General features: G+C 70.6%; 26 protein-coding genes. 15 read left to right on the top strand and 11 right to left on the bottom strand.

Annotation, left to right across the window (positions count from 1 at the left end; translation table 11 throughout):
- Positions 1–206 precede the first annotated feature (206 nt).
- The 4 genes from QQ657_RS16315 to QQ657_RS16300 are packed head-to-tail and all read right to left on the bottom strand — an operon-like array spanning position 207 to position 3,623.
- Positions 207–827 carry a response regulator transcription factor gene (locus QQ657_RS16315; RefSeq protein WP_284742981.1) on the bottom strand — a complete coding sequence of 207 codons (621 nt, stop codon included), beginning with the start codon at positions 825–827 and terminating at the stop codon, positions 207–209.
- A complete protein-coding gene (locus QQ657_RS16310; protein ID WP_284743025.1) occupies positions 824–1,981 on the bottom strand; it encodes a sensor histidine kinase in 1,158 nt (385 codons plus the stop codon). The genes QQ657_RS16315 and QQ657_RS16310 overlap by 4 nt, the downstream gene beginning before the upstream one ends.
- The gene (locus tag QQ657_RS16305) at positions 1,978–2,787 is read right to left on the bottom strand and encodes an ABC transporter permease (RefSeq protein ID WP_284742980.1); all 810 of its coding nucleotides are present in this window, start codon (positions 2,785–2,787) and stop codon (positions 1,978–1,980) included. Before QQ657_RS16305 ends, QQ657_RS16310 begins: the two co-directional genes overlap by 4 nt.
- A complete protein-coding gene (locus tag QQ657_RS16300) occupies positions 2,784–3,623 on the bottom strand; it encodes an ABC transporter ATP-binding protein (protein ID WP_284742979.1) in 840 nt (279 codons plus the stop codon). Before QQ657_RS16300 ends, QQ657_RS16305 begins: the two co-directional genes overlap by 4 nt.
- 239 nt (positions 3,624–3,862) lie before the next feature.
- Here QQ657_RS16300 and QQ657_RS16295 point away from each other — a divergent pair, with 239 nt between their 5' ends.
- Together QQ657_RS16295 and QQ657_RS16290 are read left to right on the top strand one after the other, a co-directional pair.
- Positions 3,863–5,557 carry an SDR family oxidoreductase gene (locus tag QQ657_RS16295; RefSeq protein WP_284743024.1) on the top strand — a complete coding sequence of 565 codons (1,695 nt, stop codon included), beginning with the start codon at positions 3,863–3,865 and terminating at the stop codon, positions 5,555–5,557.
- 14 nt (positions 5,558–5,571) lie between these two features.
- Positions 5,572–6,156: a TetR/AcrR family transcriptional regulator gene (locus QQ657_RS16290; RefSeq protein WP_284743023.1), complete on the top strand. Its 585-nt coding sequence runs from the start codon at positions 5,572–5,574 to the stop codon at positions 6,154–6,156.
- Between the two features lie 55 nt (positions 6,157–6,211).
- Here QQ657_RS16290 and QQ657_RS16285 read toward each other — a convergent pair whose 3' ends face one another.
- Positions 6,212–7,360 (bottom strand): citrate synthase 2, encoded by a 1,149-nt coding sequence (locus QQ657_RS16285; protein ID WP_284742978.1) that lies wholly within the window; start codon positions 7,358–7,360, stop codon positions 6,212–6,214.
- A gap of 289 nt (positions 7,361–7,649) precedes the next feature.
- Here QQ657_RS16285 and QQ657_RS16280 point away from each other — a divergent pair, with 289 nt between their 5' ends.
- The 7 genes from QQ657_RS16280 (at position 7,650) to QQ657_RS16250 (ending at position 12,915) form a co-directional block, all read left to right on the top strand.
- Complete coding sequence (locus QQ657_RS16280) at positions 7,650–7,952, top strand: urease subunit gamma (RefSeq protein WP_086680249.1); 303 nt, start codon at positions 7,650–7,652, stop codon at positions 7,950–7,952.
- A gap of 10 nt (positions 7,953–7,962) precedes the next feature.
- Positions 7,963–8,295: an urease subunit beta gene (locus tag QQ657_RS16275; RefSeq protein ID WP_284742977.1), complete on the top strand. Its 333-nt coding sequence runs from the start codon at positions 7,963–7,965 to the stop codon at positions 8,293–8,295.
- An 11-nt stretch (positions 8,296–8,306) separates the two neighbouring features.
- Positions 8,307–10,022 carry an urease subunit alpha gene (locus tag QQ657_RS16270; protein WP_284742976.1) on the top strand — a complete coding sequence of 572 codons (1,716 nt, stop codon included), beginning with the start codon at positions 8,307–8,309 and terminating at the stop codon, positions 10,020–10,022.
- On the top strand, positions 10,022–10,702 hold the full coding sequence (locus QQ657_RS16265; protein WP_284742975.1) for an urease accessory protein UreF: 681 nt from the start codon (positions 10,022–10,024) through the stop codon (positions 10,700–10,702). Before QQ657_RS16270 ends, QQ657_RS16265 begins: the two co-directional genes overlap by 1 nt.
- Positions 10,692–11,381, top strand: coding sequence for an urease accessory protein UreG (gene ureG / locus QQ657_RS16260; protein ID WP_284742974.1), 690 nt, complete (start codon positions 10,692–10,694; stop codon positions 11,379–11,381). The genes QQ657_RS16265 and ureG overlap by 11 nt, the downstream gene beginning before the upstream one ends.
- Positions 11,378–12,082, top strand: a complete 705-nt coding sequence (locus QQ657_RS16255) for an urease accessory protein UreD (RefSeq protein ID WP_284743022.1) — start codon at positions 11,378–11,380, stop codon at positions 12,080–12,082. The genes ureG and QQ657_RS16255 overlap by 4 nt, the downstream gene beginning before the upstream one ends.
- Before the next feature lie 122 nt (positions 12,083–12,204).
- On the top strand, positions 12,205–12,915 hold the full coding sequence (locus tag QQ657_RS16250; RefSeq protein ID WP_284742973.1) for a TetR/AcrR family transcriptional regulator: 711 nt from the start codon (positions 12,205–12,207) through the stop codon (positions 12,913–12,915).
- Positions 12,916–12,962: 47 nt separating this feature from the next.
- On the opposite strand, the gene QQ657_RS16245 is transcribed toward QQ657_RS16250, so the two are convergent.
- Positions 12,963–14,636, bottom strand: coding sequence for a purine-cytosine permease family protein (locus QQ657_RS16245; RefSeq protein WP_284742972.1), 1,674 nt, complete (start codon positions 14,634–14,636; stop codon positions 12,963–12,965).
- Between the two features lie 229 nt (positions 14,637–14,865).
- Here QQ657_RS16245 and pdxH point away from each other — a divergent pair, with 229 nt between their 5' ends.
- The 3 genes from pdxH to QQ657_RS16230 all read left to right on the top strand — a co-directional run bounded on the left by pdxH (position 14,866) and on the right by QQ657_RS16230 (position 17,603).
- A complete protein-coding gene (pdxH, locus tag QQ657_RS16240) occupies positions 14,866–15,543 on the top strand; it encodes a pyridoxamine 5'-phosphate oxidase (RefSeq protein ID WP_284742971.1) in 678 nt (225 codons plus the stop codon).
- A 216-nt stretch (positions 15,544–15,759) separates the two neighbouring features.
- Positions 15,760–17,028: an MFS transporter gene (locus tag QQ657_RS16235; protein WP_284743021.1), complete on the top strand. Its 1,269-nt coding sequence runs from the start codon at positions 15,760–15,762 to the stop codon at positions 17,026–17,028.
- Positions 17,029–17,051: 23 nt separating this feature from the next.
- Positions 17,052–17,603, top strand: a complete 552-nt coding sequence (locus tag QQ657_RS16230) for a DUF3558 family protein (RefSeq protein WP_284742970.1) — start codon at positions 17,052–17,054, stop codon at positions 17,601–17,603.
- Here QQ657_RS16230 and QQ657_RS16225 read toward each other — a convergent pair whose 3' ends face one another.
- The 4 genes from QQ657_RS16225 to QQ657_RS16210 are packed head-to-tail and all read right to left on the bottom strand — an operon-like array spanning position 17,604 to position 20,964.
- Positions 17,604–18,611 carry a hypothetical protein gene (locus tag QQ657_RS16225; RefSeq protein ID WP_284742969.1) on the bottom strand — a complete coding sequence of 336 codons (1,008 nt, stop codon included), beginning with the start codon at positions 18,609–18,611 and terminating at the stop codon, positions 17,604–17,606.
- 57 nt (positions 18,612–18,668) lie between these two features.
- Complete coding sequence (locus QQ657_RS16220) at positions 18,669–19,493, bottom strand: MBL fold metallo-hydrolase (RefSeq protein ID WP_284742968.1); 825 nt, start codon at positions 19,491–19,493, stop codon at positions 18,669–18,671.
- Positions 19,490–20,386 (bottom strand): MBL fold metallo-hydrolase, encoded by an 897-nt coding sequence (locus QQ657_RS16215; RefSeq protein ID WP_284742967.1) that lies wholly within the window; start codon positions 20,384–20,386, stop codon positions 19,490–19,492. The genes QQ657_RS16220 and QQ657_RS16215 overlap by 4 nt, the downstream gene beginning before the upstream one ends.
- Complete coding sequence (locus QQ657_RS16210; RefSeq protein WP_284742966.1) at positions 20,386–20,964, bottom strand: TetR/AcrR family transcriptional regulator; 579 nt, start codon at positions 20,962–20,964, stop codon at positions 20,386–20,388. Before QQ657_RS16210 ends, QQ657_RS16215 begins: the two co-directional genes overlap by 1 nt.
- Positions 20,965–21,030: 66 nt before the next feature.
- Between QQ657_RS16210 and QQ657_RS16205 the strand changes: the two genes are divergently transcribed.
- From QQ657_RS16205 to QQ657_RS16195, 3 genes are all read left to right on the top strand, one after another.
- Positions 21,031–21,936, top strand: coding sequence for an aldose 1-epimerase family protein (locus tag QQ657_RS16205; RefSeq protein WP_284742965.1), 906 nt, complete (start codon positions 21,031–21,033; stop codon positions 21,934–21,936).
- A complete protein-coding gene (locus QQ657_RS16200) occupies positions 21,903–22,385 on the top strand; it encodes a GNAT family N-acetyltransferase (protein WP_284742964.1) in 483 nt (160 codons plus the stop codon). Before QQ657_RS16205 ends, QQ657_RS16200 begins: the two co-directional genes overlap by 34 nt.
- 284 nt (positions 22,386–22,669) lie before the next feature.
- On the top strand, positions 22,670–23,887 hold the full coding sequence (locus QQ657_RS16195) for an amidohydrolase (protein ID WP_284742963.1): 1,218 nt from the start codon (positions 22,670–22,672) through the stop codon (positions 23,885–23,887).
- 61 nt (positions 23,888–23,948) lie between these two features.
- Here QQ657_RS16195 and QQ657_RS16190 read toward each other — a convergent pair whose 3' ends face one another.
- Positions 23,949–24,104, bottom strand: coding sequence for a hypothetical protein (locus QQ657_RS16190; protein WP_284742962.1), 156 nt, complete (start codon positions 24,102–24,104; stop codon positions 23,949–23,951).
- Positions 24,105–24,253 lie beyond the last annotated feature (149 nt).

Here is a 24,253-nt window from a genome sequence, read left to right as displayed (position 1 = left end):
CGCCCCGGCCAGTGAGGCAGGACTCTTCGCCAGACCTCACACCCGCGGCGTGATTGAAGGGTCGACACGCGTGATTGGAGGGTCGACACGCGTGATTGGAGGGTCGACACGGCGTTGGGCCGGGCCGCCGCCGTGTCGACTGCTCAATCACGCGTGTCGGCTTCCCCGTCACGCGTGTCGACCTTCCCGACACGGGAAACCCGGTCTCAGCCGAGCAGGTTTCTTGACATCGCCGTCGTGACCGCCGCCGTGCGGTCGGAGACGCCGAGCTTGCCGAACACCCGCAGCAGGTGCGTCTTCACCGTTGCCTCGCTGATGTGCAGCGCCCGGCCGATGTCGGCGTTCGTGCCGCCCTTCGCGACCAGGCGCAGCACCTCCACCTCGCGCGCCGAAAGCGACTGCGGCTCCGGGTTGCGGACCCGGTTGACCAGCTTCCCGGCCACCGACGGCGCCAGCACCGTCTCCCCGCGCGACGCCGCGCGGATCGCGTTCGCCAGCTCCGTGCGGGACGCGTCCTTCAGCAGGTAGCCCGACGCTCCCGCCTCGACCGCGCGCAGGATGTCGGCGTCCGTCTCGTACGTCGTCAGCACCACGATCCGCCGGCCCGGCTGCTCGCGCAGGATCCGCTTCGTCGCGCCGACGCCGTCCAGCCCCGGCATCCGCAGGTCCATCAGCACGACGTCCGGCAACGCGACGCGGTCGAGCGCGACGGCTTCGTCGCCCGAGCCCGCTTCGCCGACCACCGTCAGATCGGGCTCGGCTTCTAGCATGCCGCGGAGGCCTTCGCGGACGACGGGGTGGTCGTCGACGAGCATGATGCGGATCAAGCTGGCACCTCCAGGGTGAGTTCGGTGCCGCGCGGGCCACTCCGGACGCTCAGTGTGCCACCCACCTGCTCGGCCCGGGACCGCATGCCGCGCAGGCCGAAGCCGCTGACACCGTCAGGGTCGAAGCCGGTGCCGTCGTCCCGGACGGCCAGCCGCACCGCGTCGTCCACAACGGACAGACGCACCGAGACCGACGACGCGGCCGCGTGGCGCCGGACGTTGTTCAGCGCCTCCTGCGCGCCCCGCAGCAGGACGACCTCGCCCGCCATGCCGATCGCCGGGAGCGCACCGTCCACTTCGTACTCGACCGACACGCCCGTCTCGTCGGCGAGCCGGTCGGCCTGGCGGCGGACGGCGTCCACCAGGGACCCGGACGCGAGGTCCGCGGGCGCCAGCGCGGCGACCATCGTGCGGGCCTCGGCCAGGTTCTCCCGCGCCGTGCGTGCGGCCAGCTCGACGTGCCGCCGCGCCGCCGCCGGGTCGGTGTCCAGTTCGGACTCGATGGCCTCGGCGAGCGTGACGATGCTGGTGAAGCCCTGGGCCAGCGTGTCGTGGATCTCGCGGGCGAGCCGCTCGCGCTCGGCCGCCGTACCCGCCTCGCGGGAGAGCCGGGCGACCTCGGCCTGGCTCTCCTCGAGCCGGTCGATGAGGTCCGCCCGCGCCCGGCTCTCCTCGATGACGTGCAGGATGAACTTGCCCGACAGGATCCCGAACACGACGAGGATCGCGGTCATCGGCAGCAGGATGTGCAGCGCCGGCCCCCGCAGCCCGTCCGCGGCGATCGACGACAGCGGGCTCAGCAGGATCACCAGCGTGGTGAGGACCGCGGCCGGCCGGAACTCGAGCGTCGAGAACAGCAGCGGGCACACCATGAACAGGATGAAGCTGGACGTCGCGTTGGCGAACACCGCGACCGCGACCAGCGCCACGACCACCAGGGCGAGCGCCCACCGCTGCTTCAGGTGCCCGTCGTCGCGCACCACCCGCCGTCCCCACAGCAGGTAGATCAGCGCGAGCGCGGTGAGCGCCCCGACCGCGACGACGCTGCGGACCGGATCGGTCTCGTCCAGCAGCACCAGCGTCGTCGTGGCCAGGTAGGCGACCGCGAAGAGGATCTCCCAGAGCCAGTTGAACCGGTCCCAGGCGTCCTTCACTTCGTGTCGGTCCACCGGAAGCTCAGCCGCGCCAGCAGCGCGCCCGCCACGCACCAGATCCCCAGCACCAGCGCCACCCGCGGAAGTTCCCATGAGCCAGCCATCTCCATTCCGACCGCGCCGTCCGGCAGGAACACCGACCGGAACCCCTGGCAGATCCATTTGAGCGGGAAGAACGACGCGATGTCCACCATGATCTTCGGCAGGTTCGTGATCGGCGCGACGAACACACCGGAAATGAACTGCAGCACCAAGTACAACATCTGCACCACGGCGACCGCGCCGGTGGCCGACTTCGCGAGCGAGCTGAGCGCGATGCCGAGCAGCGTGCACGAGACGATGCCGAGCGCGAACACCCACAGCAGGGTCAGCCACTTCTCCGGCTCGGTGGGCAGCTTCAGTCCGAAGAGCACCACGGCGACCGCGGCCATCAGCACGGTCTGCGCGAAGCTGGACACCGCGACCAGCACCATCTTGCCGATGAAGTAGGACGCCGAGGGCATCGGCGTGCCGTGCAGGCGTTTGAGCGCACCGGTTTCGCGGTCGGCGGAGACGCCGATGGCGATGCTGTTGAACGACGTCGAGACGATGCCGGAGCCGATCATCCCGGCCGCCAGCAGCTGCCCGGACGTGACGCCCGCCAGTGCCGTCGGACCGTCCAGGATGGACCCGAGCAGGATCATCAGGACCGCGGGCAGGGAGAAGGTGAAGACCACCTGTTCCTTGTGCCGGAAGAACTGCCGCAGCTCGGTGCCGCCGCGGGCTAGCCCCAGTGACAGCGGGCCGGGGAGGGCGAGCGTGGTCATGCCTTGTCTCCGATCAGGTCCAGGTAGATGTCCTCCAGGCTCGGCCGGGTCACGGTCAGTCCGGCGAGCTCTCTACCCCCAGCAGAGAGCTCGTTGACGAGCTTGGTCGGGTACGCGGTGCGCTCGACGTGCTCGCCGCGTTCGTCGGCCCACCGCACGGTCGCCTCGGCGGCGGCGCGGCCACCCAGGTTCTGCGGGGTGTCCTGCGCGACGATCTCGCCGCGCGCGATCACCGCGACGCGGTCGGCGAGCGCTTCGGCCTCGTCGAGGTAGTGGGTGGTCAGCAGAATCGTGGTGCCTTCGGCGGCGAGCTCGCTGATCAGCGTCCAGAAGTGCCGCCGCGCTTCGGGGTCGAAACCGGTCGTCGGCTCGTCGAGGAAGAGCAGCTCGGGCCGGCCGATGATCCCCAGTGCCACGTCGACGCGGCGCCGCTGTCCGCCGGAGAGCGACTTGACCCGCGCCTTGGCCTTCTCGGCGAGCCCGACCTTCTCGATGACTTCGTCGGGGTCGCGCGGGTCGGGGTAGTACTTGGCGAAGTGCCGCACGGTCTCGGCGACGCTCAGCTCGGCGGCGTCGTTCGCGGTCTGCAGGACGATCCCGATCCGCGACCGCCAAGCACGGCCGGCCTTGCCGGGGTCCTCGCCCAGGACGGTGACCTCGCCGGCGGTCCGCTGCCGGTGGCCTTCGAGGATCTCGACGGTCGTGGTCTTCCCGGCGCCGTTGGGCCCGAGCAGGGAAAAGACCTCGCCCCGGGCGATGTCCAGGTCGAGCCCGGCCACCGCGAGGTGACCGGGGTACTGCTTGCGCAGGCCGCGCACGCTCACTGCTGTGGTCATGGCTCAAGCTTGGTCGCTCGGAGGGGCGGGCGGGAGCGACGCTCAGCTGAATCCGGCTGTCCACCGTTCGATGGACAGAGTCGTCAGCCGCAGCCCTTGGTTTCCCGTGGAACCACGAAAACGCTGTCATACAAGCAAAAACCCGGCGGATGCATGAACAACATCCGGCCACCAGCCGCCGCGCGGGTGAATCGCACTGTTGACAAGTTGTCTAACATGACAGAATGTCTCACAAGTGGGTGACCGCCAGCGACGGTGTCCGCCTCTCCGTCACCATCGACGGCCGGGAAGACGGGCCCACGGTCGTGCTCGTGCACGGCTATCCCGACAACAGCTCGATGTGGGGCGGAGTGGCCGCCGAGCTGAGGGCGAAACACCGCGTCGTCACCTACGACGTCCGCGGGGCCGGACAGTCGGACAAGCCGGCGGGACGCGCGTCCTACCGGCTGGACCAGCTGGCCGATGACCTGCGGGCGGTCGTCGACGAAGTGAAGCCGCACGGCAAGGTCCACCTCCTCGCCCACGACTGGGGCTCGATCCAGACCTGGCACGCCGTCACCGGCGACGCCCTGCGCGGGCGGGTCGCGTCCTACACGTCGATCTCCGGCCCGAGCCTCGACCACGCCGGCGCGTGGTTCCGCGCCCAGGTCTCGCGCCCGACGCCGAAGCGGCTCAAGAACGCGCTGAGCCAGTTCCTGCACTCCTGGTACATCCTCGCGTTCCAGATCCCGCTCGTCCCGCAGCTGCTCTGGCGCACCGGCCTGCTGGGCGCGCAGATCCAGCGCATGGAGCCCGACGCCGCGAAGCCGGACAAGAGCGACGGCATCCACGGCCTCGAGCTCTACCGCGCCAACATGTTCACCCGCCTGTCCCGGCCCGCGCCGCGCGCCGCCGACGTCCCGGTGCAGGTCCTGGCCCCGACCGGCGACGCCTACGTCACCACGCCGCTGCAGACCGAGATCGCGCGCTGGGTGCCGGACCTGCGGATCCGCCCGGTCGTCGGGACGCACTGGGTCACCCGCGCGCGGCCTGCGGTGGTCGCGGGCGCCGCGGCCGAGCTGATCGAGTACGTCGAAACCGGCGCCGAGAGCCGGGCACTGAAGAAGTCGCGGGTGGGCACCGGCCGGTTCGAGCACAAGCTGGTCGTCGTCACCGGGGCCGGCAGCGGGATCGGCCGGGCCACCGCCCTCGCCTTCGCCGCCGAAGGGGCCGACGTCGTCATCACCGACATCGACCCCGCGGCCGCCGCGGAAACCCTGAAGCTCCTGGAAGACCACGGCGTCGCGGAGTACACAGTGGACTCCAGTGACGGTGTCGCCGTGCACCGCTTCGCCGAGGACGTCCGCGAGCACCACGGCGTTCCGGACATCGTGGTCAACAACGCCGGGATCGGCATGTCCGGCCCGTTCCTCGACACGTCCGTCGAAGACTGGGAACGCGTCATCGACGTCAACCTCTGGGGCGTGATCCACGGCTGCCGCGCGTTCGCGCCGATGCTCGCCGAACGCGCGGAAGGCGGCCAGATCGTCAACCTCGCGTCGGCCGCCGCCTACCTGCCGTCGAAGATCCTCACCGCCTACGCGACGACGAAGTCCGCCGTGCTGACGTTGAGCGTCTGCCTGCGCGCCGAGCTGGCCGAGCACCACATCGGCGTCACGGCGGTGTGCCCGGGCATCGTCAAGACCAACATCACCAACACGACCACGTTCGTCGGAGTGTCCGAAGAGGAGCAGCGACGGCGTCAGCAGCAGAGCTCGAAGCTCTACGCCCGGCGCGGGTTCGGCCCGGAAGGCGTCGCGAAGGACATCCTGCGGGCCGTGGAGAAGGACACCGCGATCGCACCGTCCACTCCGGAGGCCAAGGTCGCGCTGGTCCTTTCGCGACTGACGCCCGGGCTGCTGCGCCAGGCGGCGAAGCTGGACCTGACGCCGTGAGCCGGCCGCGGCGGATGTCGCCGCAGGCCCGCCGCGACGACCTGATCCGCGCCGCGCTCGACCTGTTCGGCTCGCGGGCGCCGGAGCTGGTCACGGTGGACGACATCGTCGCGCGCGCCGAGGTGTCGCGGCCGTTGTTCTACCGGTACTTCTCCAGCCTGCGCGAGCTGCAGGTGGAGGCGCTGCGCACGGTCACCGACGGGCTCATCGACGGCCTGGCCGGCCTCGAGGAGGGCCCGCCGGAGACGCGGCTGCGCGCGGCCGTCCGCGGCCTGATCGACGTCGCCGACCACTACCGCGCGGGCTACATCGCGTTGCTGCGCAGCGGTTCGGTGATCGCGACGTCCGAGACGGACGCGGCGATCGACGAGGTCCGCAACCGCGCGGTGGCCCTGATCCTGGACGCACTCGGCGTCGAAGATCCGTCGCCGCTGCTGTCCTTGACGATGCGCTGCTGGACGGCAGTTGTCGAAGGCGCCCTGCTCAGCTGGCTGCAGGAACGCACGCTCCCGCGCGACCTGCTGGACACCTGGCTGGTCGACCAGCTCACGGCCATGCTCGGCGCGACCGCCGCCCACGAGATCGCCGCAAAGCCATGAAGGGCACCCTCATGGTCATAAAAGCCATGAGGGTGCCCTTCATGGACAACGAGCGTCAGTGCTTGGTGACCAGTTCCCAGCCCTCGACGTCCTCGGGCGTGCGCGGTGCCGGGCCGACGTACTTGGCCGACGGCCGCACCAGACGTCCGGTGCGCTTCTGCTCCAGGATGTGCGCGGCCCAGCCGGCGGTGCGCGCCGAGCTGAACATCGACGGCATCATGTGCGGCGGGACCTGCGCGAAGTCCAGGATGACCGCGGCCCAGAACTCGACGTTCGTCTCGATCGGGTGGTCCGGACGGCGCTCGCGCAGCTCCTTCAGCGCCGCCTGCTCCAGCGCGGCGGCCGCCTCGTAGCGGGCCGAGCCGAGCTCCTTGCAGGTGCGGCGCAGCACCCGGGCCCGCGGGTCCTCGGCCCGGTAGACGCGGTGGCCGAAGCCCATCAGGCGTTCCTTGCGGTCGAGGATGCCCTTGACCAGGCCCGCCGGATCGCCGGTGCGCTCGACCTCTTCGATCATCGGCAGCACGCGCGCCGGGGCGCCGCCGTGCAGCGGGCCCGACATCGCGCCGATGGCGCCCGACATGGCCGCCGCGACGTCGGCGCCGGTGGACGCGATGACGCGGGCGGTGAAGGTCGACGCGTTCAGGCCGTGCTCGGCGGCCGACACCCAGTAGGCGTCCAGCGCCCGGACGTGCGCGGGGTCCGGCTCGCCGCGCCAGCGGATGAGGAACCGCTCGGTGATCGAGTGGGCCTCGTCGACGCGGGTCTGCGGCACGGCGGGCTGGCCGATGCCGCGCGCCGACTGCGCGACGTACGACAGCGCCATCACCGAGGCGCGGGCCAGCTGCTCACGGGCCTCTTCGTCGGAGATGTCGAGCAGCGGGCGGTAGCCCCAGATCGGCGCGAGCATGGCCAGCGCGGCCTGGACGTCGACCCGGACGTCGCCGGTGTGCACCGGCAGCGGGAACGGCTCGGCGGGCGGGAGGCCGTGGCCGAACCGGCCGTCCACGAGGAGGCCCCATACGTCACCGAAGGTCACCTTGCCGGCGAGGTCCTCGATGTCGACGCCGCGGTAGCGCAGCGCACCGCCGTCCCGGTCGGGTTCGGCGATCTCGGTGTGGAAGGCGACAACGCCCTCCAGACCCGGTCGGAAGCCGTCGTCGGGTTCGCCGGACGGCTGTGGCTTGGTGATCGTGGAGGTAGTCACTGTTTCGCGGAACCTTTCGGTGCGCTTTCTTCCCCGTCTTGGTGGTGGTGCTCGCGCGGACGGAATTGCGCACGGAAAGCGCGCACCATCGCACGGATGGATAGACCTTGCTCCCTCGATCGCCGGGGGGCAATCGAAAGATGCGGTGGTTTCGGTCACGATTACGAGAACGATTCAGTCACCGAGGCCGTCCGACAGGAGAATTTTCACCACGCAGTGTGACGAAGCCCAGGTTAAAGGTATGTTTCCGAACCAGGCGCGCCCGTGGTCCGGGTGATAAACCTGAGCGATGCACCTCAGTCCGCAGGAGCGCGACAAGCTGCTCGTCCACGTGGCGGCCGACGTCGCGCGGAAGCGGCTGGACCGCGGCGTCCGGCTGAACTACCCCGAGGCGGTCGCGCTGATCACCGACCACGTCCTCGAAGGGGCCCGCGACGGCCGCACGGTCAGCGAGCTCGTCGCCAGCGGCCGGACCGTGCTCTCACGGGCGCAGGTGCTCGACGGCGTCCCCGAAATGGTGGACTCCGTGCAGGTCGAGGCCACGTTCCCGGACGGCACGAAGCTCGTCACCGTGCACGACCCGATCGTCTGAGGAGGGCCGGATGCACCCCGGTGAGATCATTCCCGGCGACGAGCCGGTCGAGCTGAACCCCGGCCGCGCGCGGGTGACCCTGCTCGTGCGCAACCTCGGCGATCGGCCGGTCCAGGTCGGCTCGCACTACCACTTCGCGGCGGTGAACCCGGGCCTCGAGTTCGACCGCGACGCTGCCCGCGGTCACCGGCTCGACGTCCCGGCGGGCACGTCGGTGCGGTTCGAACCCGGCGTCGAACGGGAAGTCGATCTTGTTCCGCTCGCCGGGTCTCGTCGTGTTCCCGGCCTGCGGTCCGAATTCTCGGGATCCTTCGAGGTACTCCCTCCCGCCGAGAAGGCATAGGAGCTGTTGAAATGCCGCAGATCGACCGCGAGCGCTACGCCGAGCTGTTCGGCCCGACCACCGGCGACCGGATCCGGCTCGCCGACACCGACCTGCTGATCGAGGTCACCGAAGACCGCTCGATGGGGCCCGGCGGCTCGGGCGACGAGGTGCTCTTCGGCGGCGGCAAGGTCATCCGCGAGTCGATGGGCCAGGGGATGGCGACCCGAGCCGAGGGTGCGCCCGACCTGATCATCACCGGCGCCGTGATCCTCGACCACTGGGGTGTCATCAAGGCGGACGTCGGCGTCCGCGACGGCCGGATCGTCGGGATCGGCAAGGCGGGCAACCCGGACACGATGGACGGCGTCGACCCGGCCCTGGTCATCGGGCCGTCGACGGAGGTCCTGGCCGGCAACGGCAAGATCCTCACCGCCGGCGGCATCGACTGCCACGTCCACTTCATCTGCCCGCAGCTCGTCGACACGGCGCTGGCCGCGGGACTGACCACTTTGGTCGGTGGCGGCACCGGGCCCAGCGAGGGCACGAAGGCCACGACCGTCACGCCCGGCGCGTGGAACCTCGGCCGCATGTTGTCCGCGATGGACGGTTACCCGGTCAACGTCCTGTTGCTGGGCAAGGGGAACACCGTCCGCCACGAAGCCCTGCGCGAGCAGCTGGCGGCCGGCGCGGGTGGCTTCAAGCTGCACGAGGACTGGGGCACGACGCCGGCGGCGATCGACGCCTGCCTGACCGTGGCCGACGAGTCCGGCGTCCAGGTCGCGATCCACACCGACACGCTCAACGAGGCCGGCTTCCTGGAGTCCACTGTGGACGCCATCGGCGGCCGCTCGATCAACGCGTACCACACCGAAGGCGCCGGCGGCGGGCACGCGCCGGACATCATCGAGGTCGTCTCGCTGCCGAACATCCTGCCGTCGTCGACCAACCCGACCCGGCCGCACACGGTCAACACGCTCGACGAGCACCTCGACATGCTGGTGGTCTGCCACCACCTCAACCCGTCGGTGCCCGAAGACCTCGCGTTCGCCGAGAGCCGGATCCGGCCGTCGACGATCGCCGCCGAGGACGTGCTGCACGACCTGGGCGCCATCTCGATGATGAGCTCGGACTCGCAGGCGATGGGCCGGATCGGCGAGGTGATCATCCGGACCTGGCAGACCGCGCACGTGATGAAACGCCGTCGCGGCGCCCTGCCCGGCGACGGCGCGGCCGACAACCTGCGCGCGCGCCGCTACGTCGCCAAGTACACGATCAACCCGGCTATCGCGCACGGCATGGAGACCGAGATCGGCTCGGTCGAGGTCGGCAAGCTCGCCGACCTCGTGCTCTGGGAGCCGAAGTTCTTCGGCGTCCGGCCGCACGTCGTCCTGAAGGGCGGCTTCCCGGCGTGGGCGGCGATGGGGGACGCGAACGCGTCCATCCCGACCCCGCAGCCGGTCATGGCCCGCCCGATGTTCGGCGCGAACATCGGTGCCGCGCTGAGCCTGCACTTCGTCGCGCCGTCCGCTTTGGACAGTGGACTGCGCGAGACGTTCGGCATCACGCGCCCGCTGGTCGCGGTGGCGAACACGCGCGCGCGGACCAAGGCGGACATGGTGCTCAACGACGCCACGCCGGACGTCCGCGTCGAGCCGGACAGCTTCGCGGTGCACGTCGACGGCGAGCTGATCGAGCCGCAGCCGGTGACGGAACTGCCGATGGCCCAACGGTACTTCCTTTTCTGATGGACCTCTCGGCGCTGATCCTCGCGGACTCCCGCTTCCCCGGCGGCGGGCACGTCCACAGTGGCGGGCTGGAGGAAGTCGTCGCCCGCAAGCGGGTGACTTCCGTGCGTGACCTGCCGGGATTCCTTTCCGGACGGTTGCGGACCGCGGGTGCGCTGGCGGCCGTCTTCGCCGCCGCATCGGCACACGCGGCGGCCCGCTCTGTCGTGAGTGGACACTGGTCGCTGCTGGACGCCGAACTGGACGCGCGGACGCCGTCGCTCGCGCAACGCGAGGCCTCGCGGGCGCAGGGCCGGGGAACCGCCCGGGCCGGGCGGATCGCTTGGCCGTCTCCCGTTCTGGACGCGTTGCTGGCCGAGACTCCGCGGCCGCACCACCCGGTGATGCTGGGCGCTCTGGTCGGCGTCGCGGGCGGTTCGCCGTACGACGCCGCGATGGCCGTCGCGTACCTCGCGGTGAGCGGGCCGGCGAGCGCGGCGGTGCGGCTGCTGGGACTGGATCCCTTCGCGGTCAACGCCGTCGTGGCCCGTCTCGAACTGCGGTCGGTCGCGGAGGAAGCGGCGGCCGTGGCGGGGGACGACCCGGCGTCGCTGCCGTCGCCGGGGTCGCCCGCGTTGGATCTGTTCGCCGAGGCGCACGCCCGGCACCACCAGGAAGAGGTGCGTCTCTTTGCCAGCTGAAGGCCATGGTCACGGTCATTTCCACGAGGTCAACTTCGACCCGACGGCCGCCGAGCCCGACCACTACGACGCGGCGCCCACCGCGGGCCGCGCGTACCGGATCGGCATCGGCGGCCCGGTCGGCTCGGGCAAGACGGCGCTGACCGCGGCGCTCTGCCGCGCGCTGGGCGACGAGGTGAACCTCGCGGTCGTCACGAACGACATCTACACGACCGAGGACGCGGACTTCCTGCGGCGGGCGGGGGTGCTGGACCCGGCCCGGATCGAGGCGGTGCAGACGGGCGCGTGCCCGCACACCGCGATCCGCGACGACATCACCGCGAACCTGGACGCGGTCGAGCGGCTGGAGGAGAAGTTCCCGGCGCTGGACCTGGTGATCATCGAAAGCGGCGGCGACAACCTGACGGCGGTGTTCAGCCGCGGGCTGGCCGACAGCCAGATCTTCGTGGTGGACGTGGCGGGCGGCGACAAGGTGCCGCGCAAGGGCGGCCCCGGCGTCACGACGGCGGACCTGCTGGTGATCAACAAGATCGACATCGCGCACCTGGTCGGCGCGGACATGGACGTGATGACGTCGGACGCGCACCGGATGCGGGGGACGCTGCCGGTCATCACACAGTCCCTTGTGGACACCCCGGACGCACCGGCGGTGGCCGAGTGGGTGCGTTCGCTGCTGTGAAGGCCCACGCCCGGCTGACGGCGTGCTTCGACGGCACGCGCACGGTGCTGCGCGAGCTGCGTTCGATGGCACCGTTGACGTTGTTCCCCCGCCGGGGCCGCGGTCCGGCGGCGGTGGTGCACCTGGTCAACTCGGCGACCACGCCGTTGGGCGGGGACGACCTGCTGCTTTCCGTCCACGTCGGCCCGGGCGCGTCTCTGCGTCTTTCCGGTGTCGCGGCCACTCTCGCGCTGCCCGGTCTTCACGGCGAGGGTTCGTTGTCGACGGTTTCGGTGGTCGTCGAGGCGGGCGGCTCGCTGGAGTACCTGCCGGAGCCGACGGTGATCACGGCGCGAGCCCGGCACACGGCTGCGTTCCGCGCTTCGCTCGCTTCTGACGCCTACCTGCACACGCGGGAGGTGCTGGTGCTGGGGCGGGCCGGGGAGCGTCCGGGTTCGCTGACGACGTCGTCGCACGTCACGCGGGGTTCCACGCCGGTGCTGCGGCAGACGCTGGCGATCGGGGATTCCACTTTGGACTCGAGTTTGGCGGTGCTGGCGGGCCGCCGGGTCTTGGCGACGGACCTGGTGGTCGGTGGTCCGGACCTCTCGGCGGAGTCGGGCGAGTGGTGGTCGCGGACGCCGCTCGCCGCGGGCGGGACGCTCACGACGTCACTCGCGCCGGACGCGGTGACCGCGCTCCGTCCCTTCCAGGATTTGTGAAGACCACGCTCGCCGGAGAAGACCCCCTGCGGCTTCTCCGGCGAACCCTTTGGTAATCGAGATTTTCACAAGGTAGTCATACCGGTAGGATCTGGCAATCCCTCAGAAGGAGGAGACAACCGGTGGCTCGCACGTACGGCGGCGTCGCACCCGAGCAGCGCCGCGCTGATCGACGGGCGCGCCTGCTCACGGCCGGTCTCGAGCTCTTCACCTCGACGGGCTTCCGGCACACGAAGATCACCGACGTGTGTGCCCGCGCCGGCGTGTCGACGCGGAACTTCTACGAGGAGTTCACCGGCAAGGAGGACGTCCTCCGCACCCTGCACGACCAGATCAACAGCCTGGCGCTCGCGCACGTCACCGCCGAACTCGACAAGGTCGCCGACGCCGACGCGCTCACCCGCATCTCGACGCTGCTGGACGTCTTCATCGCGACCGTCACCGCGGATCCCCGGATGCCGCGCCTCACCTACGTCGAAGCGGTCGGCGTCAGCGCCGAACTGGAGGCGCAGCACCAGGTGTGGGTCGACCGCTGGGCGAACTTCATCGCCGCCGAGGCGAGCCGCGCCGCCGAGCACGGTGTCGTGCCGGTGCGGGACTACCGGCTGACGGCGATCGCGCTGGTCGGCGCCGGCACCGGGTTGCTGCGCGAATGGCAGGCGCACGACCCGCCGCTGCCGGTCGAAGAGGTGGGCGCGGAGTTCCGCGCGATGATGCTGGCGGCCATCATGCGGCCGGAAAAGATCTTGGAACTGCCGGGCAACCCCGGCGACCGCTCCGGCGTGGAAGAGTCAAGCCGGGCGGGGGGACGGGGGGACGCCCGGCGAACGTGAGGGCCCGGTACCCGCCGCGGACGCGGGTACCGGGCCCTTCACGGACGTTACGCCTGGCGCGGTGCCGGCAGGCCCAGCGAAACCGGGCCGGTCGTCTGGCACATGTCGTGACAGCTGTTGTCGAGCGTGCAGCACAGCGAGCAGATCGGTCCGTCCTGCTTCGCGCAGTCGGCGACGTCCGGCAGTTCGTACGGATCGCCGCAGACCGAGCAGGTGTGCGTCGCCCGCAGGTCGACGTCGGAGTCCGGGCCGGCGACCGTGTTCGGCCGGGCCAGGTAGTACTTCCCGCGAGTCGCCACGGCCAGCACCGGCACCAGCACGACGGCGATGACCAGGGCCAGCAGTGGGCTGAACGCCGCCAGGAACTGCCCGAAGGCGCCGAAGTACGCCGCGATCGACACCGTCGAAGCGACGAGCATCGAGCCGAACCCGACCGGGTTGATCTTGTGCAGGTAGGCCCGCTTGAACTCGATGTACTTCGGCGAGAGGCCCAGCGGCTTCGCGATCACCAGGTCCGCGCACACCGCGCCGATCCAGGCGATCGCGACGTTCGAGTAGAAGCCGAGGATCTTGTTCAGGAAGCCGAACGCGCCGAACTCCATCAGCGCGAGCGCGATCCCGCAGTTCACCAGCACGTACCAGACGCGGCCCGGGTGCTTGTGCAGCACGCGGGAGAAGAAGTTCGCGAACGACAGCGAGCCGGAGTACGCGTTCGTCGTGTTGATCTTGATCTGCGAGACGACGACGAACAGCGCGGCGAACGTCAGCGCCACCGGCCCGAGCGCGGGTTTCACCGCTTCGAGGTACGGCGCGATCGGCTCCAGCGCGTGCGACTTGCCGACGACGCCGAGCGCGAGGAACGCCAGCAGCGCGCCCCCGATCTGCTTCGCGGCCCCGAGGATCACCCAGCCGGGGCCGGCGGCGAGCACCGCGGCCCACCACGACCGTTTGTTCTCCGCCGTCTTCTCGGGCATGAACCGCAGGTAGTCGGCCTGTTCGCCGATCTGCCCGATCAGCGACAGCGCGACGCCCATGCCGAAGCCGAACCCGATCGCGGAGAACCCGGCGCCGGCCCCTTCGGTACCCCCGAAGTGGGTGAACTCGGCGAACTTGCCGGGCTCGCGGACCAGCACGACGACGAACGGCAGCACCAGGCCGGCGATCCAGAGCGGCTGCGTCCAGGTCTGCATCTTCGCGACCGCGCCCATGCCGTAGAGCGCGAAGGGCAGCACGATCAGCGTCGCGAGCAGGTAGCCGATCGGCAGCGGGATGCCGAGGGCCAGCTCGAAGGCCTGGCCCATGATCGAACCTTCGAGCGAGAAGAAGATGACGGTGAAGCTCGCGTAGACGAGCGACGTCAGCGTCGACCCGAAGTAGCCGAAGCCGGCTCCGCGGGTCAGCAGGTCCATGTCCACTCCGGACTTCGCGCAGGCGGCCGCGATGGGCACGCCGGTCCCGAAGATGACGACGGCCGCGGCGAGGATCGCGAGGATCCCGGACGTGAAGCCGTAGGAGAGGACGATGCTGGCCCCGATCGCGAAGTCGGCGAGGTAGGCGATGCCGCCCAGCGCCGTCGTCGCGACCACGAACGGTGACCATTTCCGGAACGAATGAGCGGCGAAGCGCAGTGAGTAGTCCTCGCGGTTTTCGTTGGCCGCGAGCGGGGCGTACCGGCGTTTCGGCGGAGCGCTTTCTTCGGCGTTCGACAGGATCTCGGTCATGCCTGCCTCCGGGGTGGTGGGGAACGGGCCGAAGGTAGGTGGGTCCTGTATCGATCCTGGTCCGGCGGGTAACGCCCGCGTTACGGCTTGCTGACTAGCGGTTACGAGAGGATGGCGCGGACGTCGTGGCGGGTGTCACCGTTCAGTGGGTTCCGCCGCAGCTCGGAAGGCCCTAACGTGCCTAGGGCCGAAGTCGACTGATGCCCCGACCGGGCGTGGAGGTTTGGCGATGATGCCGGAGATCAAGGATCAGGTGGAAGACGCCGTGGTGCGCCTGCCCGGGATGCGCGTGGCGTACGACGGGGCCGCGTTCGACGAATCCGCGCTGGCGGCCACCTGGACCGATCAGCTGCAGGGCTGGCTGAACCAGGCTGTCGCCGCCGGGATCGCCGAACCGAACGCGATGGTGCTGGCGACGGCGGACAACGAAGGCCGGCCATCGTCTCGCACGGTGCTGTGCAAGGGCCTCGACGAGCGCGGCGTGGTGTTCTACACGAACTACACGTCGGAGAAGAGCCACGACCTGACCGCGACGCGGTACGCGTCGGTGACGTTCCCCTGGTACGCGCTGCACCGCCAGGTCCACGTCCGCGGCGAGGTCGAGAAGGTCGGCGTCAAGGAGACGGCGGAGTACTGGGCCCAGCGCCCCCGCGGGTCGCAGCTGGGGGCGTGGGCGTCCCCGCAGTCCCGGGTGGTCGACGGCCGCCGGGCGCTGGACAACGCGTTGAGCGGGATCGAGCGCCGGTTCGCGGACGTCGAGCAGATCCCGGCGCCGCCGCACTGGGGTGGCTGGCGGATCCGGCCGGATTTGGTCGAGTTCTGGCAGGGGCGCGAAGACCGGATGCACGACCGGCTGCGGTTCGTCCGGAACGACGACGGGTGGACCATCGAGCGCGTCGCGCCCTGAGTCGCCCTTTGTGCACAGCCCGGCCGTGATGTGGACAACCACGTCACGGCCGCGGCTTTTCCGGCTTTTCGTCGGGCGGGCCCGATACGCTGGACAAGGGCACGCCCCCCAGGGAGGGCGGGGCTGCTCTGCGCGGTGGCCGGGCGACGGAAATCACGCGACTCCAGATAGTTAGCCGAGCTAAACTCCTCTGTTGTGACCTCCGAGCCCGAGACCTTGCCGTCCCGATCGAAGGGGATTCGCAAGGTCCTCGGCCGCATCATCGTCGACACCCGGCCACTCAAGATCCCCGCCTTCCGGCGGCTCTGGCTGTCCACTGTGGTCACCGCCGTCGGCACGCAGCTGACCGCCGTCGCCGTGCCGAAGCAGGTCTTCGACCTCACCGGGTCCTCCGCCTACGTCGGCCTCACCGGGCTCGTCGCCCTCGTCCCGCTGCTGGTCTTCGGGCTCTGGGGCGGCGCCGTCGCCGATGCCGTCGACCGGCGGAAGCTGCTCATCGTCACCAACGTCCTCGTCGCCATCACCTCCGCGCTGCTCTGGCTGCAGGCGTTCCTGAACTTCGGCTCCGTCTGGCTGGTCCTCGCCCTGCTGGCCGTCAACCAGGCCCTCTTCGCGATCAACATGCCCACGCGCGGCGCCGTCGTCGCGCGGCTCGTGCCCGGTGAGCTGCTGCCGTCGGCCAACGCCCTGAGCTCGACCATGTCGACCTTCGGTGCCGTCTTCGGGCCGCTGCTCGCCGGTGCGCTCATCCCGGTCCTCGGCCTGTCGACGCTCTACCTGATCGACGTCGTCGCCCTCACGATCACGCTGCTCGCGGTCTGGCGGCTGCCGCCGCTCCCGCCGCTCAACGGACCGTCGCGGCGTGCGGGCGTCAGCGACGTCATCGACGGCTTCAAATACCTCGCGACGAAGAAGGTGCTGCTCGCCTCGTTCGTCGCCGACATCATCGCGATGGTGTTCGGCATGCCGCGTGCGCTGATCCCGGAGATGGCCGAACGCACGTTCGGCGATCCACCCGGCGGCGGCCCCGCGCTCGGCTGGCTCTACGCCGCCCTGCCCGCCGGCGCGATGCTGATCGGCCTGTTCTCCGGCTGGCTGACGCGCATCCACCGCCAGGGCGTCGCGGTCGTCATCGCCATCTGCGCGTGGGGCGCGGCGGTGGCGGCGTTCGGGCTCGCGCACTCGCTGTGGCTCGCGGTCCTCTTCATGGCGGTGGCGGGCGCGGCTGACATGGTCAGCGCGGTCTACCGGATGGCGATCCTGCAGGTCGCGACCACCGACGAGATGCGCGGCCGGCTCCAGGGCGTGTTCACGGTGGTGGTCGCCGGCGGCCCGCGGATCGCCGACCTGGTCCACGGCTGGGGCGCGGCCGCGTTCGGCACGGCGGCCGCGGCGAGCGTCGGCGGCGTCCTCGTCATCGTGTCGGTGTGCGCGTCGATGTTCCTGCTCCCGGCGTTCTGGCGGTACCGGGCGCCTACCGCGTAGGCCGTTCGGAGTACGGTGCGGGCATGCGTACCCTCGCCGTCGTTTTGGTCGCTTTTGCCGCTTTGACCGCCTGCTCCTCGGGCGACAAACCGTCTTCGACGCCGTCGTCGTCCGCGCCCAAGCCGAGCTCGAGCGCCAACCCCGCCGCGGCGGCGTCGCTCGACCCGTGCAAGCTGCTGCCCGCGGCCGCGGTGTCGAAGGCGCTGTTCCTGGACAACCTCCAGGCGGTGGCGGGCCCGGTCCAGGACACCACGGCCAACGGTGGCAAGGCCCGCAGCTGCGAGTACCAGCTGAACGGCAAGGCCGCGGGCGCGCTCGCGGTGACCCGCTACGAAGGCCGCGAGGGCAAGCCGGCCGAGATGGTGGCCTCGATCAAGAAGGCGAAGCCGGGCGCGAAGGACGTCGCCGGCTTCCCGGACGGCGCCGTCTACTACGTCGACGAGCAGAAGACGGCCACCCTCGCCTCGGCCGAGCTGGTCTCAGGCACGCCGGTGCTGGTCAACTACACCGGCCCGGCGAAGATGACGCCGGAACAGATCGCGCCGCTGGTCAAGCAGGCCCTCGACGCCAGCTGATCACGCCCAGCCGACGAGCCGCCGCTCCGACAGCGTCCCGGCGGGCGGCAGCTGCGTGAGCGCGGGCCGCGCGATCGCGCCCGGCGTCGTCGGCGAGGTGAACCATTCGGCCTGGTCGGTCTGGTAGAGCACGCCGGCCTTGTCCGGCGCGGCGGCCACCTTGGCGATCGACGGCTCGGACCGCTCGACGAGCTTGGTCAGCTGAGGCGTTCCGCCGTCGAGGTGCAGCCGCACCAGCACGCCGTGCTCGTCCGAGCCGGTGACGGCGGACATCAGCGCCGTCGTGGCGTCGAGCGCGGTGACGAACTGGTAGGTGGCGCCCGGTTCTTCGTAGTAGGCGTAGGCGATCGCGCCCGACGAGTCGGCCAGGTAAGCCAGGCCGTCGCCGGCGTGCCGGGCGTCCCGCCAGGTCAGCACCTCGCCCCGCGGGCCGAGCCACCAGTCCTCGACGTGCTGGTCGGAGCTGCCGCTCGGCACGATGTCGGCTTCCTTGACCGGCTGCCCGAGCTGCCGGTAGCCGACGGAGTACACCGCCTTGTCGTCGTCGAAGTACAGCTTCGACCCCTCCGGGCCGAACCGCGGGTTCCGGAACCGCGAAGTCTTCTCGCTCATCGACCGCTCCGGCGCGGGCACGCTGCCGGTGCGTTCGTAGCGCCGGTCGGCGGCGTTGAGCTTGAAGACGTCGACGCCGTCGTCGGTCTCCAACGTCGCGTACTGGCCGTCGGGGGAGACGAGGTCCAGCTTCGTGGCCGGCCCGTCGAAACGGGTCAAGGAGGTGTCGTAGCCGGGCAGGGACAGGGTCGTCTTCACCGCGCCGGTGGCGGGATCGGCGAAGACGACGTCGTCGAAGCCGGTCTGTTCGGAGTGCTGCAGCAGGAGGACCCCGGAAAGATCGAGCGGTGCCGCTTCCGGCGTCGAGGCAGGGGCAGGCGGTGTGCCGCTCCCGCACGCCGTGACCAGCACCGCGACCGACCCGATCAAGGCCGCACTCCACCACTTCTTCGTCACCGCTGAGCCTCCTTCGTCGCGGCTCAGATGCGACGGAAGATCATCCGGTTCCCTCGATCAGCGGCGCAGGGCCGCCAGCTCGACCGGGCTGTGCGCCGAGAACACCGTGACCTCGTCCGGGTGGTCGCGGGCCAGTTCGTGCAGCCGCGCCAGGTTCTCCAGCCTCGGCTTGCGCAGTGTCTGGACGATGTTCTGGAACGCCGTGAGACCCGGCGGGCAGTGCGGCGCGACCGGGTCGAGCTGGCCGTGGAAGAAGTACGCGTCGCCAGCGTGCAGCAGCCAGCCGTCGCCGGTGTCGACCGCGACACCCGTGTGGCCGCGCGTGTGGCCCGTCAGCGGGACCAGCAGGATCTCCTCCGGCAGGCCCTTGAGCGACCGGACCGCCTCGAAGCCGAACCACGGCTCGCCCAGCTCGTCGTAGGTGCTCCACAGCGGGCGGTGGGCGAACTGGATCGCGCGGTAGCGGTTCTTCTCGGCCGCGTTCGACGGCGCCGTCGCGACCCGCTGCTCCTCGGACCGGACGTGCACGACGGCGTTCGGGAAGTCCGCCAGCCCGCCCGCGTGGTCGACGTCGAGGTGCGTCGCGACGATGTGCCGCACGTCGGCCGGGTCGAGGTCCAGCGCCCTGATCTGCGCGACCGCCGTCTCGGCGGCTTCGAGCCGGACGCCGACCATCGCCATGAACGGCCGGCCCAGCCACTCGCCGGGGCGGGCCACGGCCTGGCTGCCGAACCCGGTGTCGACCAGCACCAGGCTGTCGCCGGTCTCGATCAGCAGGCAGTGCGCGACCAGCTCGGCCCGCCGCAGCAGGCCGGGCTCGCCGTCGAGCAGCTTGCCGCCCGGCGGGCGCATCGATCCGCAGTTCAGGTGGTGCACCTTCATACCCTGCTCCTGCTCGTTTTTCGGGGGTCCGGGTGGCGAAGCCCCCGGCCCGGGGCGAGGCCCCGGTTGGCACTGGAGCTCAGCCGGAGGAACTCGGTCTCGTCGTGCGCGGCGAAGACGGTCACCTCGCCGCCGTGCTCCTGAACAAGCTGGCGCAGGCGGCGGTGATTGTCCAGCCGGGCGCCCTTGACCGTCTCCATGTGGCCCTCGAACCACTTCAGGCCCGGCGGGCAGCGCGGGGTGGCGTCGACCTGGCCGTGGAAGAAGAACGAGTCGCCGGCGTTGAGCAGCCAGCCGTCGCCGGTGTCGACGGCGACCCCGGCGTGGCCGCGTGTGTGCCCCGAGAGCGGGACCAGCAAGATCTCGGGCGGGAGGCCGTCGAGCTGCCGGACGGCGTCGAACCCGAACCACGGTTCGCCGGTGTCCGCATAGGACGTCCACTGTGGACCGTGAGCGAACTGGATCGTGCGGTAGCGGCCGCGTTCGGCAGCGTCCCGCGGCTCCTGGAACGCCCGCAGCTCTTCGGCGTAGACGTGCACGCGGGCCCACGGGAAGTCGATGAGCCCGCCCGCGTGGTCGAGGTCGAGGTGGGTCAGCACGATGTCGCGGACGTCGGCCGGGTCGAAGCCGAGCGCGCGGATCTGGGCGATCGCGGTCTGCGCGGGATCTTCGACCGGGTTGGACTGGCGGACGAAACCCGCGCCCAGCCAGGCGTTCCGGTCGACGGCAGCTGGCGTGCCCATGCCGGTCTCGACGAGCACGAGACCCGTGTCCGTCTCGAGGAGCAGGCAGTGGCAGACCATGGTGGCGCGCCGGAACAGGCCCGGCCGGCCGTCGATCAGCCCGCCGCCGAGCGGGCGCATGGTGCCGCAGTTCAAGTGGTGGACGCGCATCAGGAGAACTCCCGGTCGAGGGTGGCGTGCAGATGGGTGGCGACGGCGCGCAGTGGCGCCAGGTCGCGTCGGGTGCGGGCCAGCAGTAGCCCGCCTTCGATCGCGGCGAGCACGACGGTGGCCAGCTCGTCGGCGCGTTCGGCGGAAAGCTGTTTCTCTGCAAGGTAGTTGCTGAAGATCTCATGCCACGACGAATAGCCGTCAGCACAAGCTTCCCGGATCGGTTCGCTCTCCGCCGCCGCGTCGAGCGCGACCGTCGCGAGTGGACACCCGCGCTGGAAGTCCGATTCGGTCAGGAAACCCGCGAGTGCTTCGACGGCGCGGTCGATCGCGGTCACGGCGTCGGGCGCGTCTCGGAGGATCGCTTCGAGGAGCGCACCCGTGCGTTCGCTGGAAAGCCGGACGGCTTCGGCGGCGAGCTGTTCCTTGCCGCCGGGGAAGTGGAAGTAGAGCGACCCCTTCGGCGCACCCCCGGCCGTGGTCAGCTGGGTGAGGCCGGTGGCGTGGTAGCCCTGCGAGTGGAACAGGTCGGCGGCGGTGTCGAGCATCCGCTGCCGCGTGTCGGTGCGACGGACCATGGCGCCGACTGTAGCTCAAACTATGACGACCGGTCTAGTGAGTATGAGTCTCGGTAAGGTCGTCGCATGGGCAACCCGACCGGTCAGCAGTTCGAGATCACCCGCGGCAACGCGCGCGCCGTCGTCACCGAAATCGGCGCGGGGCTGCGCGCGTTCGAGGTCGGGGGCGTGCCGTACGTCGAGGAGTTCCCCGAAGACGCGAAGCCGCCGAAGGGGGCCGGGCAGGTGCTGCTGCCGTGGCCGAACCGGACCAAGGGCGGGAAGTGGACGTTCCAGGGTGAGGAGCAGCAGCTCGAGATCACCGAGGAGGCGCGCGGCAACGCCATCCACGGGCTGACCCGCCACCTCGAGTGGGAGCTGCTGGAGCACGCCGAGTCGTCGATCACCCTGGCCGTCGACGTCGAGGTGCGGCCGGGCTGGCCGGTGCCGCTGCGCGCGACGGTGACGTACGAGCTCGCGCCGCGCGAACTGACCGTCACCCACGAGATCCGCAACGAGGGCGAGCAGCCGATCGGCGTCGGCGTCGGCACGCACCCGTACTTCCGGATCGGCGACGTCCCGACCGACGAGCTGACCCTGACGCTGCCGGCGAGCCGCGTCCGGCCGTACCTGGGCGACGAGCAGATGCCGTACTCGCCGGAGCAGGACGTCGAGGGGACGGAGTACGACTTCCGCGCCGGCCGGGTGCTCGCGGGCGTCGACCTGGACACGGCGTTCGGCGGGCTCACGGCGGCTTCGGACGGCTCCCACCACTTCGTCCTGGCCCACGAGGAGCAGCAGCTGGTGGTCTGGACCGGCCCGGACTTCCACTGGGCGCAGGTGTTCACCCCGGACGACCTGGTCGGCCGCGGCCGCGCGGTGGCGATCGAGCCGATGACCTGCCCGGCGGACGCGCTCAACACGGGCACGGACCTGATCGAGCTCGAGCCGTCGGCGTCGTGGTCGGGCAGCTGGGGCATCCGGGTCGGGTGAAGCGCCTCGGGGTCGCGGACGCGGGCGAAGTGCTGACGCTGCAACGCGCGGCGTACGTCACCGAAGCCCACGCGCACGACGACTGGGACCTGCCGCCGCTGCTGGAGACCCTGGAGGAGACGCGCGCGGCGCTTTTGTCGTGTTTGTCCTGGGGGATCCGGGAGAACGACCGGTTGGTCGCGTCGGTCCGCCTGACGGTGACGGGTGAGGTGGGCGTGATCGGCCGGCTGGTGGTGGCGCCGGACCGCCAGGGGTGCGGTCTGGGCGGCGGGCTGCTGGCGTTCGCGGAGTCGGCGGCCCCGCCGTCGGTGACGGTGTTCCGGTTGTTCACCGGGGCGAAGAGCGTCGGGCCGCTGCGCTTGTACGCGAAGCACGGCTACCGCGAGACGCATCGGACGCCGGAGAACAACCACGAACTGGTGCACTTGGAGAAGGTCCGGGTTCCGTAGGCTGCTTCGGTGCAGACGGTGTCGTTCTGGCAGGCCTGGGGGGCTGCGGTTCGTCGGCCAGTCCGTGGCGGGCTTCCGGCTTTGGGGCCTGCCCGTGCTGTGGTGGGGCCGGATCGGGTGAACGGCTCCGAGCCCGGCTGATGCTCGTGTTCACGGGCGTCTCGCCGGCCCTGAACCTCGTGGCGCGCGCGTGGCCGCTGGTCGTCGTGGGATTCGGGTTCGATCTGCCGGCGAGCTGAGGCCCGCGTGCGGCCGTCCGAGTGAGTTCGTTAGCGTGGCGAACTATGGCGAAGGCAATTGTCGGGGGCCATGTCGTCCCCATCGACGGTGATCCCATCGAAGGCGGCACGGTCCTGATCGACGACGGCAAGATCGTCGCGGTCGGCGCCGAGGCCGATGTCGACATCCCGGAGGACGCCGAACTGGTCGACGCGGCGGGCACCTGGGTGCTGCCGGGCTTCATCGACGCCCACGCGCACCTCGGCGTGCACGAGGAGGGCGAGGGCTGGGCCGGCAACGACACCAACGAGATGACCGACCCGAACGGCGCCCGCTTCCGCGCGATCGACGGCATCGACCCCTACGAGTCCGGCTTCGACGACGCGCTGGCCGGCGGCGTCACGAGCGTCGTCATCAAGCCCGGGTCGGGCAACCCGATCGGCGGCCAGACGATCGGCGTCAAGACCTGGGGCCGCAGCATCCTGGACATGGTCTTCGCGGAGCACGTCAGCGTGAAGAGCGCGCTCGGCGAGAACCCGAAGCGCGTGTACGGGGACAAGAAGCAGACGCCGTCGACCCGGCTGGGCGTCGCGGCGATCCTGCGCGAGGCGTTCACGAAGGCCCGCAACTACCAGGCGAAGCGCGCGCACGCGGAGTCCGAGGGCAAGCCGCACGAGGTCGACCTGACGCTGGAGACGCTGTCGAAGGTCCTCGACGGCGAGCTGTACTGGGACCAGCACGTCCACCGCGCGGACGACATCGTGACGGCGCTGCGGCTGGCCGACGAGTTCGGCTACAAGCTGGTGATCAACCACGGCACCGAGGGCCACCTGATCGCGGACCTGCTCGCCGAGCGCGACGTCCCGGTCATCCTGGGGCCGCTGTTCACCACGAAGTCCAAGGTGGAGGTGCGCAACCGGACCTTGCGTTCGGCCGGCATCCTGGCGCGGGCGGGCGTGAAGATCGCGATCACGACGGACCACCCGGTGATCCCGATCAACTTCCTGGTCTACCAGGCGGCCCTGGCGGTCAAGGACGGCCTCGACCCGGCGACGGCGCTGCGTTCGTTGACCGTGAACCCGGCCTCGATGCTGGGGTTGGACGGGCAGATCGGCTCGCTGAAGCCGGGCCTGGACGCGGACGTGGTGCTGTGGAGCGGAGACCCGCTCGATGTGATGAATCGAGCGCTACGCGTGTTCGTCCGGGGCGACGAGGTGTATCACTTCGATGAGACGCTCGGTGAGGGCGTCTCGAAGGATCGCCGGTATCGCGAGACCCGCTGAGTTTCGGACGGCACGCCGGTAACCGGGCGGTTCCGGCGTGCCGTCCGATTGTTCACCCTGATCACGCCACCGCCGGCCGGTCGCGGTCGAGAAAGCCGAGCTGGTCGGCGGTGTCATGGTGTTCGCCGGTGATTTCGACGATCGCGACACTGAAATCGCGCGGCGCACGTATCCAGGACGCCAGGTGCTCCTGACGGACGGCGCGCTGGAAGTGCACCCGCGGTCGAACGTTCCGGCCCGGCCCTTGGCGGAGACGGCAGCCGAGAGGCGCGCCGAGTACTTGCGGCAGCGAACGTCGTCGAACCCGGAACTCGCGTGATCAGGGGCGTGACTCGCGTGATCGGAGCCGTAACTCGCGAGTTCCGC

This window comes from Amycolatopsis ponsaeliensis, from assembly GCF_030182635.1.
Classification (GTDB): Bacteria; Actinomycetota; Actinomycetes; order Mycobacteriales; family Pseudonocardiaceae; genus Amycolatopsis; species Amycolatopsis ponsaeliensis.
This window is presented reverse-complemented; position numbering and strand designations above follow the sequence as displayed.

Bases quoted from the DNA above. Each gene is read 5' to 3' on its own strand.
- QQ657_RS16305 (WP_284742980.1), bottom strand. From the start codon at position 2,787: ATGACCACGCTCGCCCTCCCCGGCCCGCTGTCACTGGGGCTAGCCCGC.
- QQ657_RS16300 (WP_284742979.1), bottom strand. From the start codon at position 3,623: ATGACCACAGCAGTGAGCGTGCGCGGCCTGCGCAAGCAGTACCCCGGT.
- QQ657_RS16290 (WP_284743023.1), top strand. From the start codon at position 5,572: ATGTCGCCGCAGGCCCGCCGCGACGACCTGATCCGCGCCGCGCTCGAC.
- QQ657_RS16280 (WP_086680249.1), top strand. From the start codon at position 7,650: ATGCACCTCAGTCCGCAGGAGCGCGACAAGCTGCTCGTCCACGTGGCG.
- QQ657_RS16275 (WP_284742977.1), top strand. From the start codon at position 7,963: ATGCACCCCGGTGAGATCATTCCCGGCGACGAGCCGGTCGAGCTGAAC.
- QQ657_RS16270 (WP_284742976.1), top strand. From the start codon at position 8,307: ATGCCGCAGATCGACCGCGAGCGCTACGCCGAGCTGTTCGGCCCGACC.
- QQ657_RS16265 (WP_284742975.1), top strand. From the start codon at position 10,022: ATGGACCTCTCGGCGCTGATCCTCGCGGACTCCCGCTTCCCCGGCGGC.
- QQ657_RS16245 (WP_284742972.1), bottom strand. From the start codon at position 14,636: ATGACCGAGATCCTGTCGAACGCCGAAGAAAGCGCTCCGCCGAAACGC.
- pdxH (WP_284742971.1), top strand. From the start codon at position 14,866: ATGATGCCGGAGATCAAGGATCAGGTGGAAGACGCCGTGGTGCGCCTG.
- QQ657_RS16230 (WP_284742970.1), top strand. From the start codon at position 17,052: ATGCGTACCCTCGCCGTCGTTTTGGTCGCTTTTGCCGCTTTGACCGCC.
- QQ657_RS16220 (WP_284742968.1), bottom strand. From the start codon at position 19,493: ATGAAGGTGCACCACCTGAACTGCGGATCGATGCGCCCGCCGGGCGGC.
- QQ657_RS16215 (WP_284742967.1), bottom strand. From the start codon at position 20,386: ATGCGCGTCCACCACTTGAACTGCGGCACCATGCGCCCGCTCGGCGGC.
- QQ657_RS16210 (WP_284742966.1), bottom strand. From the start codon at position 20,964: ATGGTCCGTCGCACCGACACGCGGCAGCGGATGCTCGACACCGCCGCC.
- QQ657_RS16205 (WP_284742965.1), top strand. From the start codon at position 21,031: ATGGGCAACCCGACCGGTCAGCAGTTCGAGATCACCCGCGGCAACGCG.
- QQ657_RS16195 (WP_284742963.1), top strand. From the start codon at position 22,670: ATGGCGAAGGCAATTGTCGGGGGCCATGTCGTCCCCATCGACGGTGAT.